The sequence below is a fragment of the Bradyrhizobium embrapense genome, from assembly GCF_001189235.2.
In the GTDB taxonomy this organism is placed as follows: Bacteria; Pseudomonadota; Alphaproteobacteria; order Rhizobiales; family Xanthobacteraceae; genus Bradyrhizobium; species Bradyrhizobium embrapense.
In genome coordinates this window covers 1-14,780 of sequence record NZ_LFIP02000005.1, presented here as the reverse complement: position 1 = coordinate 14,780, position 14,780 = coordinate 1, and the positions used below count along the sequence as shown (strand labels likewise).

At 65.5% G+C, this 14,780-nt stretch carries 11 protein-coding genes and 1 pseudogene; 5 read left to right on the top strand and 7 right to left on the bottom strand.

Going from position 1 to position 14,780, the window contains the following annotated elements; translation table 11 throughout:
• Nucleotides 1–99: 99 nt before the first annotated feature.
• Genes hmgA through AKN83_RS22750 form a run of 4 tightly spaced genes read right to left on the bottom strand, consistent with a single transcriptional unit; the run spans nt 100 to nt 4,296 of the window.
• Nucleotides 100–1,446 carry a homogentisate 1,2-dioxygenase gene (gene hmgA, locus AKN83_RS22765; protein WP_050401749.1) on the bottom strand — a complete coding sequence of 449 codons (1,347 nt, stop codon included), beginning with the start codon at nt 1,444–1,446 and terminating at the stop codon, nt 100–102.
• Nucleotides 1,447–1,448: 2 nt separating this feature from the next.
• A complete protein-coding gene (locus tag AKN83_RS22760; RefSeq protein ID WP_050401748.1) occupies nt 1,449–2,405 on the bottom strand; it encodes an MBL fold metallo-hydrolase in 957 nt (318 codons plus the stop codon).
• Nucleotides 2,406–2,433: 28 nt separating this feature from the next.
• Nucleotides 2,434–2,661, bottom strand: coding sequence for a DUF2783 domain-containing protein (locus AKN83_RS22755; RefSeq protein ID WP_050401747.1), 228 nt, complete (start codon nt 2,659–2,661; stop codon nt 2,434–2,436).
• Nucleotides 2,662–2,670: 9 nt separating this feature from the next.
• On the bottom strand, nt 2,671–4,296 hold the full coding sequence (locus AKN83_RS22750; protein WP_050401746.1) for an FAD-dependent oxidoreductase: 1,626 nt from the start codon (nt 4,294–4,296) through the stop codon (nt 2,671–2,673).
• A gap of 176 nt (nt 4,297–4,472) precedes the next feature.
• Here AKN83_RS22750 and AKN83_RS22745 point away from each other — a divergent pair, with 176 nt between their 5' ends.
• Entirely contained in the window at nt 4,473–5,033 is a 561-nt protein-coding gene (locus tag AKN83_RS22745; protein WP_430641570.1) for a MarR family winged helix-turn-helix transcriptional regulator, read from the top strand.
• A gap of 68 nt (nt 5,034–5,101) precedes the next feature.
• On the opposite strand, the gene AKN83_RS22740 is transcribed toward AKN83_RS22745, so the two are convergent.
• Nucleotides 5,102–6,040, bottom strand: a complete 939-nt coding sequence (locus tag AKN83_RS22740; RefSeq protein WP_283807400.1) for an NAD(P)-dependent oxidoreductase — start codon at nt 6,038–6,040, stop codon at nt 5,102–5,104.
• On the bottom strand, nt 6,037–6,843 hold the full coding sequence (locus AKN83_RS22735) for an N-acyl homoserine lactonase family protein (RefSeq protein ID WP_050401745.1): 807 nt from the start codon (nt 6,841–6,843) through the stop codon (nt 6,037–6,039). Before AKN83_RS22735 ends, AKN83_RS22740 begins: the two co-directional genes overlap by 4 nt.
• A 371-nt stretch (nt 6,844–7,214) precedes the next feature.
• On the opposite strand from AKN83_RS22735, the gene AKN83_RS22730 reads away from it, so the two are divergent.
• From AKN83_RS22730 to AKN83_RS22715, 4 genes are all read left to right on the top strand, one after another.
• Complete coding sequence (locus tag AKN83_RS22730) at nt 7,215–8,792, top strand: caspase family protein (protein ID WP_050401744.1); 1,578 nt, start codon at nt 7,215–7,217, stop codon at nt 8,790–8,792.
• A gap of 140 nt (nt 8,793–8,932) precedes the next feature.
• On the top strand, nt 8,933–9,577 hold the full coding sequence (locus AKN83_RS22725) for an OmpA family protein (protein WP_050401848.1): 645 nt from the start codon (nt 8,933–8,935) through the stop codon (nt 9,575–9,577).
• A 252-nt stretch (nt 9,578–9,829) separates the two neighbouring features.
• On the top strand, nt 9,830–10,747 hold the full coding sequence (locus AKN83_RS22720; RefSeq protein ID WP_050401743.1) for an efflux RND transporter periplasmic adaptor subunit: 918 nt from the start codon (nt 9,830–9,832) through the stop codon (nt 10,745–10,747).
• 13 nt (nt 10,748–10,760) lie between these two features.
• Entirely contained in the window at nt 10,761–13,913 is a 3,153-nt protein-coding gene (locus AKN83_RS22715; protein ID WP_050401742.1) for an efflux RND transporter permease subunit, read from the top strand.
• A 680-nt stretch (nt 13,914–14,593) separates the two neighbouring features.
• Here the strand turns inward: AKN83_RS22715 and AKN83_RS41295 are convergent.
• Nucleotides 14,594–14,780 (bottom strand): annotated as a pseudogene (locus AKN83_RS41295) (hypothetical protein); the annotation flags it as partial.

Sequence of the window (14,780 nt, the reverse complement as noted above, 5' to 3'; positions counted from 1 at the left end):
GATGCGCTGCCAGGCGCAGGCCCGGAATCCATAACCACGATCGTGAGGATGGATTCCGGGCTCATCGCTTCGCGATGCCCCGGAACGACGAGAGGTGTGTTACGGCTTGGTCGGATCGAACTTCTTCTCGAGCCCCTTCCAGCAATCCGAGTAGTCGTCCTGCAGCGTCGATGACGTCGCGGCGTGCTGCGTCACGCGCTGCGGGAAACGGGTCTCGAACATGAAGGCCATCGTGCCGGTCAGCTTCACCGGCTTCAGCTCCGAGTTGCTGGCGTGCTCGAAGGCTTCGCGGTCGGGGCCGTGCGGCAGCATCATGTTGTGCAGCGAGATCCCGCCCGGCACGAAGCCCTGCGGCTTGGCATCGTAGACGCCGTAGATCAGCCCCATGAACTCCGACATGATGTTCATGTGGTACCACGGCGGCCGGAAGGTGTTGTCGGCCACCATCCAGCGCTCCGGGAAGATCACGAAGTCGATGTTCGCGGTGCCGGCGGTCTCCGAAGGCGAGGTCAGCACCGTGAAGATCGACGGATCGGGATGATCGAAGCCGATCGCGCCGACCGGCGAGAAGGTACGCAGGTCGTACTTGTAGGGCGCGTAATTGCCGTGCCAGGCCACCACATCGATCGGCGAATGCGGCAACGTGGTCTTGAACAGCGATCCGCCCCACTTCACGTAGAGCTCGGTCGGCGTGTCCTTGTCCTCGTAGGCGGCCACCGGTGTCAGGAAGTCGCGCGAATTGGCCAGGCAATTGGCGCCGATCGGGCCGCGCTCCGGCAGCGTGAACGCGCCGCCGTAATTCTCGCAGAGATAGCCGCGGGCAGGACCCGACGGAATCTCGACGCGGAATTTGACGCCGCGCGGGATCACCACGATCTCGCCCGGCTCGGCATCGATCCGGCCGAACTCGGTGACGAAGCGCAGATTGCCCTGCTGCAGCACGAACATCATCTCGCCGTCGGCATTGTAGAAATGCTGATCGACCATCGATTTGGTGATGAGATAGACGTGCGCGGCCATGCCGGCCTGCGTGTTGGCATCGCCCGCCGTGGTCATGGTCTGCACGCCCTGCAGGAACGTCATGTCCTGCTTCGGGATCGGCGCCGGGTCCCAGCGCAGTTGCGCGATCGGCATGTCGTATTCGTGGCACGGCGCAGTGCGCCACAGCCCGCTATCTGCCTTGGCGAACCGGCCGGAATGCCGCACCGACGGGCGGATGCGATACAGCCAGGAGCGCTCATTGGTGCCGCGCGGCGCCGTGAACGGCGAGCCGGACAATTGCTCCGCATAGAGCCCATAGGCGCAGCGCTGCGGCGAGTTGCGCCCCATCGGCAGCGCGCCGGGCAAGGCCTCGGTCTCAAAACTGTTGCCGAATCCGGACATGTAGCCCGGCGTGACTTGCCCCGAGCTGCGAACGATCTGATCAGGCGAGGTGTTGATGTTCACGACTATCCTCCTCCTTGCAGGGCGGCCCACATTTCCTGGTCGCGCTTGTCGGTCCAGATCACGGGATCGTCGATCCCGGATGCCTCGTCATAGGCGCGCGAAACGTTGAACGGCAGGCAGTGCTCGTAGATCGCGAAGCTCGAGAACTTCGGATCCATCACCTCGCGCGTCGCCGCCATCGATTCCTTCAGGCTCCGGCCCTTGGCGACCGACGATTCGGCGGCGCCATAAAGCGTGGTGACGAAATCGCGGGTCATCGCGATGGCATCGCGGCCGGTGGCGAGGCCCTTCAGCGCATCGCCGCGGCCCGGCGCGATCGCCTTCGGATTGAAGGCGCGGATCTCGTTCAGTGTCGTCGGCCATTCGCGCAGATGCGCATCGCCGCAATAGCACGCCGAGTGGTATTCGATCAGGTCGCCGGAGAACATCACCTCGGCATCCGGCACCCAGGCGACGATATCGCCCGAGGTGTGGCCGGCGCCGAGCTGCATCAGCCGCACCTCGCGCTTGCCGAGATAGATCGACATCTCGCCCTCGAAGGTCAGCGTCGGCCAGGTCAGGCCGGGAATGCTCGCCGCGTCCTGGAACAGCCGCGGGAAACGGCCGTATTCGGAATCCCAATCCTGCTGGCCGCGCTCCTGGATCAGCCGGTAGGTCTCCTGCGAGGCCACGATGCCCTGCGCGTGGTAGGCCGAGGCACCGAGCACCCGCACCGCGTGATAATGCGACAGCACGACATATTTGATCGGCTTGTCGGTGACGGTCTTGACCCGCTCGATCACCTTGTTCGCCATCGCCGGCGTTGCCTGCGCGTCGAACACCAGGCAGCCGTCATCGCCGACGATCACGGCCGTGTTGGGATCGCCCTCGGCGGTGAAGGCATAGAGATCGGTGCCGATCTCGGAGAAGGTGACCTTCTTCTCCGCGAGATCCGTGGTCGATGCGAAACCTTTGGCCATCAGTTCAATCCTGTCCGTTTGATCAGTGCTATTGTTGTTGCTGTTGCTGCTGCTGGCTCGCGTCCAGCATCCGTCGCTTCGCCAGCGCGATCGCTTCGCGCAACACGTCGAGATCGCCGATGTGGTTGGCGAGCACCAGGACCAGCGCGGCATCGAGATCGGCGCTTTGCGCCTCGGTGAGGCCGCGATGCGCCTCGACGATGGCGCGGAACGCGTCATCGGGCTTTGCGAAATTCGAACTGGTCGACAGCGCCATGACTGCTCCTCAGTTCACACCTGCGGCGCGCGCCAGCGCCGCATCGAGTGCCGGCCGCGCCGCATTGCGGAAGCGTGCCGCAACGTAGCCATCCGGCCGCAGCAGATAAGCGGTGCCGGGCTCGGCGTCGTAGCGCTTGCCGGCAAGGCCTTGCGCATCGACCAGGCCGCCCTCGCCACCGATCCGGATCGTCCCGACGCCGTCAGGCACATCGACAGCCGCGCCATTGCCAAACTCCAGCAGCGTGAAGCGCGTTCCCTGCTCGATGAAAACATCGGTCAGATAAATCGTCCCGCCGCCCTGCTCGGTCACCGGCGCGTCCAGCATTGAGGCGCCCGGCCGCGGACCGCCGCGCCAGTCGTCGCGATCGCTGCTCGACAGTGGCGTGTCGTAGATTGACGGCACCGACAGCCGGCCGCCATTGACCATGCGCTTGCCGAACTCTGTATCCTCTGCGAGCGACAGCACCGCCTGCCGCAGCCGCGCCTCCTGCCGCGTCACCGGCGCCATGAAGTCGGTTGAGCGGGTGGACTCGCGGATGTTCTCATCCGCCGCGGCGCTGCGCTCGATGTGGTAGCTCTCCAGCAAGCTTTCGGGTGAGAGCCCGCGCAGCACACGATCGAGCTTCCACGACAGATTTTCGGCGTCCTCGAGCCCGGAATTGGCGCCACGCGCGCCGAACGGCGAGACCTGGTGCGCGGAATCGCCGGCGAAGATCACGCGGCCGTGGATGAACCTGGCCATCCGACGGCACTGGAATTTGTACAGCGAGATCCATTCGAACTCGAACTTGTCATGGCCCAGCATCCGCTCGATCCGCGGCCGGACGTTCTCGGGCTGCTTCTCGGCCACCGGATCGGCATCCGGATTGAGTTGCAGGTCGATCCGCCAGATGTCGTCCGGCTGCCTGTGCAGCAGCGCCGAGCGTCCGGCATGGAACGGCGGATCGAACCAGAACCAGCGCTCGGTCGGGAACGCCGCCGTCATCTTGACGTCGGCGATCAGGAACTGGTCCTCGAACACCTGCCCCGCAAAGTCGGCACCGACCATCTGCCGCAACGAGGAACGCGCACCATCGCAGGCGACGACAAAAGAAGCGCGCACCTGGTACGCGCCCTCGGGCGTAGCAATCGTCAGCGTGACACCATCGTTGCGGCTCTCCAGCGCGATCACCTTGTTGCGCCAGCGCAGGTCGATTTCAGGCAATTGCTCGACCCGGTCGACCAGATAGGCCTCGGCGTAGAATTGCTGCAAATTGATGAAAGCGGGCCGCTTGTGGCCCTCTTCCGGAAGCAGGTTGAACTGATAGAGCTGCGACGCGCCGTGGAAGATCTTGCCGACGCTCCACACCACGCCCTTCTCGACCATGCGGTCGCCGACGCCGAGCCGATCCCAGAACTCCAGCGAGCGTTTCGAGAAGCAGATCGCCCGCGAGCCTTCGCCGATCCGGTCGGCATCGTCGAGCAGCACAACGCGCTGGCCGCGTTGCGCAAGATCGATCGCCAGCGACAATCCCACCGGCCCCGCGCCGACCACGACGACCGGATGCTCCGCGACGTTGGCGCCCGACCGGTCCTGGTCGGGGTGACGGCGATAACCGAACTGGGTTTTGGCCTGTGCCGTGTTGGCTGCCATTGCGTGACCTGGATGTTCCCTGGCGCCGGCCTTTCTCTGTGGCTCGGACCGCGGCTTGTGTGACCGGCTTGCGACCAGCACCTTGCGAGCCGGTCGCGACCTTGCTAAATTAGTCTCACTTGCAACTATCTTAAACTCCCAGTCGGGCCCGCCGTCAACTCAAATTGGAGGAATATTTGGCCAGGACCTCTGCAAGCCAGCCTCCGATCCGGCCGCGCAGCGCCGTGGAAGCGGATGTGCGCGACGACGCCGCGCCGACCAAGAAGCGCCTCGACCTCTTCCACTTCATGCCGTTCCGCCTCAACCGGCTGGCCGCCGAGGTATCTTCGGCTTTGTCGAGCGAATATCAGGCGCGCTACGGCCTCGACATTCCGGAGTGGCGCGTGCTTGCGACGCTCGGCTTCCGCTGCGATCCCTGCAGCGCGCAATACATCGCGCATTGCACCCGCACGCACAAATCGACCATCAGCCGGGCCGTGTCGGCGCTGATGGAGCGCGAGATCGTCGAGCGCGTCGAGAATGCCGATGACCGCCGCGAATTCCGCCTGCGGCTGACCAAGAAGGGCCAGGCGCTCTATGAGGAGCTGATCCCGCGCCTGCTGCGCAAGGAACAGGAGATCATGTCCTGCCTCTCCACGCAGGAGCGCCGCGATCTGGCACGCCTGCTCGGCAAGGTCGAGACCAGCCTCGAGCTGATACAGACCAGCGAACAGGCCGACGCCAAGGACGCGTATTAGGCCGCGCCTCATCCTCTCGTCATTCCGGGGCTCGCAAGGCGAGAACCAGGAATGACGGATGGAGAGCACTAGGCCTGGTCGATATGCCTCGCGATGACAGGAAAGTAATTATCCCTCGATCCCTTGTCGATCGCTTCCTGCAACACGGTGCCGATCAGCTCCGCGCCGCGGATCTTGATGCCGGCATCGGCGGCGAGCTCCAGTGCATAGGACAGATCCTTCAGCGCATATTCGGTCGAGAACGCGCGCTCCGGGAACACGCCCGGCACGATCGCCTTCATGCCGTGGTTGCGCAGCGCGAAGCTGTCGGCCGAGCCCTTCGACAGGGTTTCCAGCAGCAGTTTTGGATCGACCCCATTGTGCTTCGCCACCGCGACAGCCTCGGCCAGCGCGTTCACGGTCTCGAACAGCACCATGTTGTTGAGGATCTTGGTCACCTGCCCGGCACCGACGTCGCCGCAATTGGTGACGTCGGTGGCAAAGCAACGGATCAAGGGCTCGATCGCGGCATAGAGCGCGGGCACCGCACCGACCATCACGCTGAGCGTGCCGTCCTGCGCCGCCTGCCGCGTGCGCGCGATCGGCGCATCAGCCCAGGCCGCCCCCCTGGCCTGCAATTGCCCGGCGAAGTCGCGGGTCTGGCTGACCGAAGACGTGCCGAGATCGACCACGACCTGGCCACTCCTCACGTTCTTCAAAATGCCGTCGCCTTCGAACACCGCCCGCACATGCTTGGCGCTCGGCAGACAGAGGAACAGCACGTCGCTCTGCTTGATGACCTCTGCGACCGAGCCGGCAATCTCGGCGCCGTCGTCGCGCAGCCGTTGCAGCGGTTCGGCCGAAAGGTCGAACACCACGACGCGCTTGCCGCTCTTCTTGACCAGATTGCGGCAAATCGGCTCACCCATCACGCCGAGACCGATGAATCCGAGGGTCCTGTATTCAGTCATATCAACTCTTCTTTTGACGTTTCTTGAACTGCGCCTCGCCCGAACCGGCGAGGTTATTTCGCGAACGATCGCGACGGCGCCAGATGCAGCGCGAACGCATCGACCTTGTCGCTGGCGCGCGGATAGATCTCGCTGACGATCGGATCGTGGCCCGGAATGAAGCGATCGGGATGGCCGGCGAGCCGCTCGACGGTTTCCCAGCCCTGCGCCATGTCGCCGACATTGTAGACGATCGGGAACGGGCTCCTCTTGTGCAGGTTGGCATAATAATGTGCGGCGTCGGATGCCAGCACGACCGGGCCGCGCGCGGTCTCGACCCGCACCACCTGGAGGCCATCGGAATGGCCGCCGACGCGATGCACGGTGACGCCGGGCGCGATCTCGCCATCGCCGGAATGGAAGGTGACGCGCTCGCCATAGACATGGCGTACCATCTGGGTGACGTGCTCGATCGAGAACGGATGGCGCAGCATGCCGTTGCACATGCAGCGGCCGGTCGCGTAGCTCATCTCGCGTTCCTGCAGATGGAATTTGGCGTTCGGGAAGCGATCCAGATTGCCGGCGTGGTCATAATGCAGATGGGTCACGATGACGTCGCGGATCGCGTCGGCGCTGACGCCGAAGCCGGCCAGCGCATCGACCGGGTTGAGCGTGAGCTTGCGGGCGCGCGCCTTGGCCTCCTCGGCGTTGAAGCCGGTGTCGACCAGGATGTCGCGGCCGTGTCCGCGGATCAGCCAGACGAAATAATCCAGATCCTGCGCCGTGGTGTCATGCGGATCGGGCACCAGGAAATTCAGGTGGGGCGTGCGCGGCGACATCGTCGCATAGCGCAGGGCGTAAATTTCGTAGGCGTTTCCCATCGGTTTCGCTCTTGTTTGCGGTCTTGTTGAAATGGCTTGCCGTCCCGGACACAAAGCCATCGCCTTGCGCAAAGGTCAAACTGCGCGCAGTGCGACGAGCGCATGACAGGGCGGCCCAAACCACTGCACGAGCCTCTGTGAATGCAATCACACTATCGGTCGCAGGAACCTGCACCATGCCACGACGGCGACGGCCGCCATGAGCGCGGGTGTTGCACTGCGGCCTCGCGGTCCTCGCTGCGTACAGCAAGCCGTTGACGGGGGTTTGGCCGTGGTTTGATAATGGATTTTCGCTAGAGTAAGGTCCCCGAGGCGCAGGCTCGAAGCGGCGCCATCTCATTGGAATGCCGCGATCTGGATTTGCCGCGATTATGAAAATCCGCCTTGCCTTGCTCGCCACGCTGATTTTTTCAATCGCGTCGCCCACCCTGTCCGTCGCCGCCGGCGACCGTTTCGCGCTGGTGATCGGCAACGCCAAATATCCCGACGCCGACGCGCCGCTGAAGGAGCCGGTCAACGACGCCCGCGACGTCGCCGACGAGCTCAAGCGTGACGGCTTCACCGTCGAGGTCGGCGAGAACCTGACCGGCGACGGCATGCGCCGCGCCTTCGACCGCCTCTATGGCAAGATCAAACCGGGCTCGGTCGCGCTGATCTTCTTCTCCGGTTACGGCATCCAGTCGAACCGGCAGAGCTACATGATCCCGATCGACGCCCAGATCTGGGCCGAGGCCGACGTCCGCCGCGACGGCTTCAGCCTCGAGACCGTGCTCGGCGAGATCAACAGCCGCGGCGCCGGGGTCAAGATCGCCCTGATCGATGCCTCGAGGCGCAACCCATTCGAGCGCCGTTTCCGCAGCTTCTCGGCCGGCCTCGCCCCGGTGATCGCACCCAACGGCACGCTGGTGATGTATTCGGCCGCACTGTCGTCCGTGGTCTCGGACAATGGCAGCGACCGCAGCCTGTTCGTGCGGGAACTGCTCAAGGAGATCCGTACCCCCGACCTGATGGCGGAGGAAACGCTGAACCGGACCCGCGTCGGCGTCACCCGCGCCTCGCGGCAGGAACAGGTGCCGTGGATATCGTCGTCGCTGGCCGAGGATTTCTCGTTCATTCCAGCCGGCGCAGCCGCCCCAGCCGGCGCACCGGGACCGTCGAACGCTGCGCCTGCGCCGACTGCATCGCCATCGACCGAGGTCGCCACCGCACCGTCGGTCTCGCCTCCGCCGGCGCCGCCCGCCCCACCCGCTGCAACGCCGAAGCCGACACCGACGCCTCCAGTGGCAACCGCGCCGACGCCACCACCGGCGCCGCCGAAGCCGGCCGTCGCGACAGCGCCGGCGGCGCCGCCGCCTCCGCCAAAAGCCCCCGAGATTGCACTGCCGCCACCCGCGCCTCCGCCGCCGGTGGTGATCCAGCCCACGCCGGCCCCGAGCAATTCGCCCGTTCTCGCCGATGATCCGACGATCAAGGGCCTGAACGAAAAGCTCGACAAGAACCCGGATGACGCGGCTGCGCTGTATCGTCGCGGCCAGGTCTATGCCAGCAAGGGTGCCTACGACCTCGCGGTGAAGGACTTCACCAATTCGCTGCGGCTGAACCCGAAGGATGTCGAGGCCTACAACAACCGCTGCTGGGTCCGCACCGTGATCGGCGACCTGCAGGCGGCCCTGAAGGACTGCAACGAGGCGCTGCGGCTGCGCCCGAACTTCGTCGATGCGCTCGACAGCCGCGGCCTGATGAACCTGAAGGGCGGGCAGAACAAGAATGCCATCGCCGATTTCGACGCCGCACTGAAGATCAACCCGCGGCTGACCTCGTCGCTGTACGGGCGCGGCCTTGCCAAGAAGCGCAACGGCGCAGTCGCGGAGGGCGATCTCGACATCGCCAATGCCAAGGCGATGGACCCGAACATCGTCAAGGAATTCGCCGACTACGGCGTGCAGTGACATACGAAACGGGGCTGTCCGCGGCTCGAACCGCTGATGCAATCGCGCGACTAACCAGAGGATGCGTGCCGGGCAGCGATGCCGGCGATCATTCCGAAGCGTTGCATGGAACCGCGCCGGCCGGCGCAGGAGGGACCGAAATGTTCAAGCCGTCGGCAAGGGCCGCGATCCTCTCAATCATGCTCGGCGCCGTGCTGTTATCAGGCATGGCGGCCGCCTGCGCTGGTGACGTCACCGAGGACCAGATCATCAAGGCGCTGACGCCCGAGAAGAAGCCGCTGACCCGCGGCCTTTCGGTCGGTCCGCAGACCTCGCCCGGGCTGAACGCCGACCAGGCCAAATTCGTGCAGAGCGTCCGTGGCCGCGCCACCCGCTCGCTGTCCTCGGCCGAGCGCGAGGAAATCGCAACCATCGTCCAGGACAAGCCGAAGATCGATCTCGAGATCAACTTCGACTACAACTCCGCCGACATCAGCGCCAAGTCGTTGCCGTCGGTGCAGGCGCTCGGCCGCGCCTTGACCAATCAGGACCTGAAGGGCTCGACGTTCGTGGTCGCCGGCCACACCGACGCCGCCGGCGGCGAGGACTACAATCAGGGCCTCTCGGAGCGCCGCGCCGACGCCATCAAGCGCTATCTGGTCGACAAATACGGCATCAACGGCACCGATCTCGTCACCGTCGGCTATGGCAAGAGCAAGCTGAAGGACCCGAGCCACCCGATGGCGGACGTCAACCGGCGCGTCCAGGTCGTGAACGTGGAAAACAAGGACACCGCCGCCAAGTGATCGAGAGGTGATGGGCGGTGGCGTGGCCCCTTTTTGAGGTTACAATGCGTCCCGCACCCCGGCGGGGCGCATTTGCTTGAGGGACCCAAAGCGGCCTCACAGGTGACCCGCCTCACATGACGTCCGGGCATGAGCCGGAACAATGGACCTTGGCCTTTTCGATGCTCACACGATACGACGACGTGGCGAGACTTCGACGAGCGCCCAAGACAATGACTGTCGAGACGTGCCAAGTGCTGGATTGATCAGGCGATGAACTTTTCCCAATACCTCAAGCCTGCGCTCGGCACGGTCGTCTTCCTCGCGCTGGCTGTCGCCTATTACGCGTTCGAGCACCGCTCCCATCCGGAGGAGAAGGAGACGCCGGGCCAGGCGCTGGTCGTGGTGACGAAGTCGACCAATGCCTGCTTCTCCGACATGGTCCGCGTCACCGGCTTCATCGTGCCGCGCCGCGAGGCGCAGGTGAATGTCGACCAGGACGGCTCCAAGGTCACCGACGTGCTCGTCCGCGAGGGTGACACCGTGACCGAGAACCAGGAACTGGCGCGGCTGACCCCGCCGCCGCCGCAGGCGGCGCAGGGCAATGCCAAGCCGCTGGTGCTGCGCGCGCCGGCCGCCGGCCTCGTCACCGAGGTGCGCACCGCGCCCGGCGCCCCGGCCTCGCCGCAGGCGCCGCCGATGTTCAAGATCTCCGTCAACAACGAGATCGAGCTCGACGCCGAGGTGCCGGGCTTCCAGCTCCTGAAGCTCAATCCCGGCGCCAATGTCCGGATCAGCCGCGACGACGCGCCCGACATCGTCGGCAAGGTCCGCCAGATCTCGCCGCAGATCGACCGCGCCACCCAGCTCGGGCACGTCCGCATCACCATCAACAACAATCCAACGCTGAAGGTCGGCATGTTCGCCCGCGCCAATATCGACGCCAAGCGCTCCTGCGGCGTCGCGGTGCCGCGCACCGCGATCGACCGCCTGACCCTGCAAGTCGTGAAGGGCAACACGGTCGAGACCCGCAGGGTGCGCGTCGGGCTGACCTCCGACACCTCGACCGAAATCCTTGAAGGCCTCGACGTCGGCGAAATCGTCGTGGCCGATGCTGGCACCTCGCTGCACGACGGCGACCAGATCAAGACCATGTTCGCCGACGAACTCGATCGCACGCGATCACGCTAATTCGGACAAGCTCATGGCTTTGAACATCTCGGCATGGTCGATCCGGAACCCGCTTCCCTCGATCGTCTTCTCGATCATCCTGCTGGTGCTGGGCTGGGTCTCATTCACCAAGCTCGCCGTGACGCGGCTGCCGAGCGCCGACATTCCGGTGATCTCGGTCGCGGTATCGCAATTCGGCGCGGCGCCCTCGGAACTTGAATCGCAGGTCACCAAGACGATCGAGGACGGCGTCTCCGGCGTCGAGGGCGTGCGCCACATCTCTTCCTCGATCACCGACGGCCTGTCGGTGACCACGATCCAATTCGCGCTGGAGACCAACACCGACCGCGCGCTCAACGACGTCAAGGACGCCGTCACCCGCGTGCGCGCCAACCTGCCGCAGAACGTCACCGAGCCCCTGATCCAGCGCGTCGACGTGATCGGCCTGCCGATCGTGACCTACGCCGCGATCTCGCCGGGCAAGACGCCGGAGCAGCTATCTTACTTCGTCGACGACGTGGTCAAGCGTGCGCTGCAGGGCGTGCGCGGCGTCGCCCAGGTCGAGCGCATCGGCGGTGTCGAGCGCGAGATCCTGGTCTCGCTCGATCCCGACAAGCTGCAGGCGGTGGGGCTCACCGCGGTCAATGTCAGCCAGATCCTGCGCGGCACCAATGTCGACGTCGCCGGCGGCCGCGCCGAGATCGGCAAGAACGACCAGGCGATCCGGACGTTGGCCGGCGCCAAGACGCTGAACGAGCTCGCAGGCACCATGATTCCGCTGTTCGGCGGCGGCGAGATCCGGCTCGACGATCTCGGCACCGTCACCGACACCATCGCCGACCGGCGCACCTTCGCCCGTTTCAACGGCGAGCCTGTCGTGGCGCTCGGCATCAAGCGCTCCAAGGGCGCCAGCGACGTCGTCGTCGCGGCCGCCGTGCAGAAGCGGATCGACGCGCTGAAGGTTGCCTATCCCGACGTCGACCTCAAGCTGATCGACACCTCGGTCGAATTCACCAAGGGCAATTACGAGGCCGCGATCTCGACCTTGTTCGAAGGCGCGATCCTCGCCGTCATCATCGTGCTGCTGTTCCTGCGCGACATGCGCGCCACGATCATCGCGGCGGTCTCGCTGCCGCTGTCGATCTTCCCCGCGTTCTGGGCGATGGACCTGCTCGGCTTCTCGCTCAACCTGGTCTCCTTCCTCGCCATCACGCTGTCGACCGGTATCCTGGTCGACGACGCCATCGTCGAGATCGAGAACATTGTCCGCCACATGCGGATGGGCAAGACGCCCTACCGGGCCGCGCTCGAGGCTGCCGACGAGATCGGCCTCGCGGTGATCGCGATCTCGCTCACCATCATCGCGATCTTCGCCCCCGCGAGCTTCATGTCCGGGATCGCCGGGCAGTTCTTCAAGCAGTTCGGCATCACCGTGTCGGTGCAGGTGTTCTTCTCGCTGCTCGCCGCGCGCTTCGTGACGCCGATGCTGGCCGCCTACTTCCTCAAGCATCACGACCACGACGATCCGCCGCCCGGCCGCATCCTGCGCACCTATCACGGCCTCGTCACCTGGTCGGTGCGGCACCATTACATCACCGTGCTGATCGGCTTTGCGGTGTTCGCCGCGTCGATCTGGAGCATCACGCTGCTGCCGCAGGGCTTCCTGCCGGCGCAGGACACCGCGCGCTCGCTGCTGGCGATGGAGCTGCCGCCCGGCTCGCAGCTCGCCTTCACCGAGAAGGTCACCGAGGAGATCGTGGCGCGGCTGCGCAAGCGGCCCGAGGTGCGCAGCGTGTTCGTCGACGGCGGCCGCGTGCCGCCGGGCATCCAGGAGGTGCGCCGTGCCGCGCTGATCATCAACTACACGCCGAAAGCGGACCGCAAGATCACCCAGCGCGAGCTGGAGCTGTCGATCGGCAAGGAGCTCGACAACGTCCCCGACATCCGGTTCTGGTTCCTCGACGAGAACGGCCTGCGCGCCATCTCGCTGGTCGTCACCGGCACCGACAGCAACATCGTCAACAACGTCGCCAGCGAGCTGGCGACCCAGATGAAGCGGATCCCGATCATCGCCAATGTGATCTCGGAGACCGCGCTCGACCGGCCCGAGCTGCGCATCCGTCCGCGCGCCGAGCTCGCGGCGCGGCTCGGCGTCTCGACCGAAAGCCTGTCGCAGACCATCCGCGTCGCCACCATCGGCGACGTCGGCCCGGCGCTGGCCAAGTTCGACGCCGGCGACCGCCAGGTGCCGATCCGCGTCCAGCTCGAGGACAATGCGCGCAGCGACCTGCAGATGCTGGAGCAGCTGCGGGTGCCGCTCGGCCAGCGTGGCGAGCGCGGCGGCGTGCCGCTCTCCGTCGTCGCCGACATCCAGCTCGACCAGGGCCCGACCAGCATTAATCGCTACGACCGCGAACGGCAGGCCACCGTCGCGGCCGACCTGGTCGGCAATGCCGCGCTCGGCGATGCCACCAGGCTGATCTACGACCTGCCGGTCATGAAGAGCCTGCCGAAGGGCGTGAAGGTCAGCCCGTCCGGCGACGCCGAGAGCCTCGCCGAACTATCCGACGGCTTCGCCACCGCGATCACCGCCGGCCTGATGATGGTCTATGCCGTGCTGGTACTGCTGTTCGGCACCTTCCTGCAGCCGATCACCATCCTGTTCTCGCTGCCGCTCTCGATCGGCGGTGCGATCGGCGCGCTGCTGCTGACCGGCAAGCAGCTCACCACGCCGGTGTGGATCGGCATCCTGATGCTGATGGGCATCGTCACCAAGAACGCCATCATGCTGGTGGAATTCGCGGTGGAGGCGATCCGCGACGGCAAGGCGCGCGAGGACGCCATGATCGACGCCGGCATGAAGCGCGCCCGCCCGATCGTGATGACCACCATCGCGATGGCCGCCGGCATGATGCCGTCCGCCCTTGCATTTGGCGCCGGCGGCGAATTCCGCTCGCCGATGGCGCTCGCGGTGATCGGCGGCCTGATCTTCTCGACCGTGCTGTCGCTGGTGTTCGTGCCGGCGATGTTCATGGTGATGGACGATATCGGAGGCCTGATCTGGCGCTTCGGCAAGCGGCTCGTGGTCTCGCATGCCGACCACGAGCTCACCCCGAGCGAGCCTGCGGCCGGCCAGACCAAGCGGCCGCCCGGACCGCCGAACATGATCTCGCCTGCGGCGGAGTGAGCTGGGGGCGCACTGCCAAAATATCGAAAACAACCCCATGCACAGTAGCCGGCGGCTGCCGGCGTTTCGACAAAGCAGCTGTCCGTAGCGGGTGAAGATGTCGTGTTTTTGTAGCTCGTGATCTGTCGCCTTCGTTTGTGATTTTGCAGGGGAGCCGGAAGGCGTGGACGGCTTTCCCTGATTGATCATGCCACGGTTGTTGCGGCGGTTTTAGCGCTGGTTGTGTGTTTCTTTGTTCGACTTGAAGCCCGTTTCTCCGCCCCGACCCGCGCAATCTCGACGGCGGCGCGCGCAGGAGCGGTCAAGGACGCGCGCTTGCGCGCCCGCCAGGGCTTGTCCTTGACGGCTGCGAGCACGCTGCCAGGCTGAGGCGCGTCGGGGCTGATCTGCTGTCCGTCGGCGCTGAACATCGCCAACCGATGCGGTCCGAGGAACACGCTGAGGGTGCCATCGGGATACTCATGGAGGCGCACCACGGCCTTGACGAAGTGAGGCCTGAGCCGGCTCTGCGGCAACTGTAGCCGCCGACCGTTCCATGCGACGGTATTGTCGTTGGCGACGGTTCGCTCCTCGATCACGCACAGCGCCTCGCGCCAGGCCTCATGCCGGTCGGCCACGAATGCGCTGCCTTCCTGTTCGGGCTTGATCGCAAACGCGGCGTTGTGGCTGGCGATGTAATGCGCCTTCAGCCAGGCGTTGGCAGCTTCGACCGTCTTGATCCCGGCGAGCCGCAGCTCCTTCGGCAGCCGGTCCTGCAACGTGCCGAACAGCCGCTCGGAGCGCCCGCGCGCCTGCGGCGAATAGGCTGCGATATGCTCGATCCCAAGAAGGCTGCGATATGCTCGATCCCAAGATGCGACAAAGCCC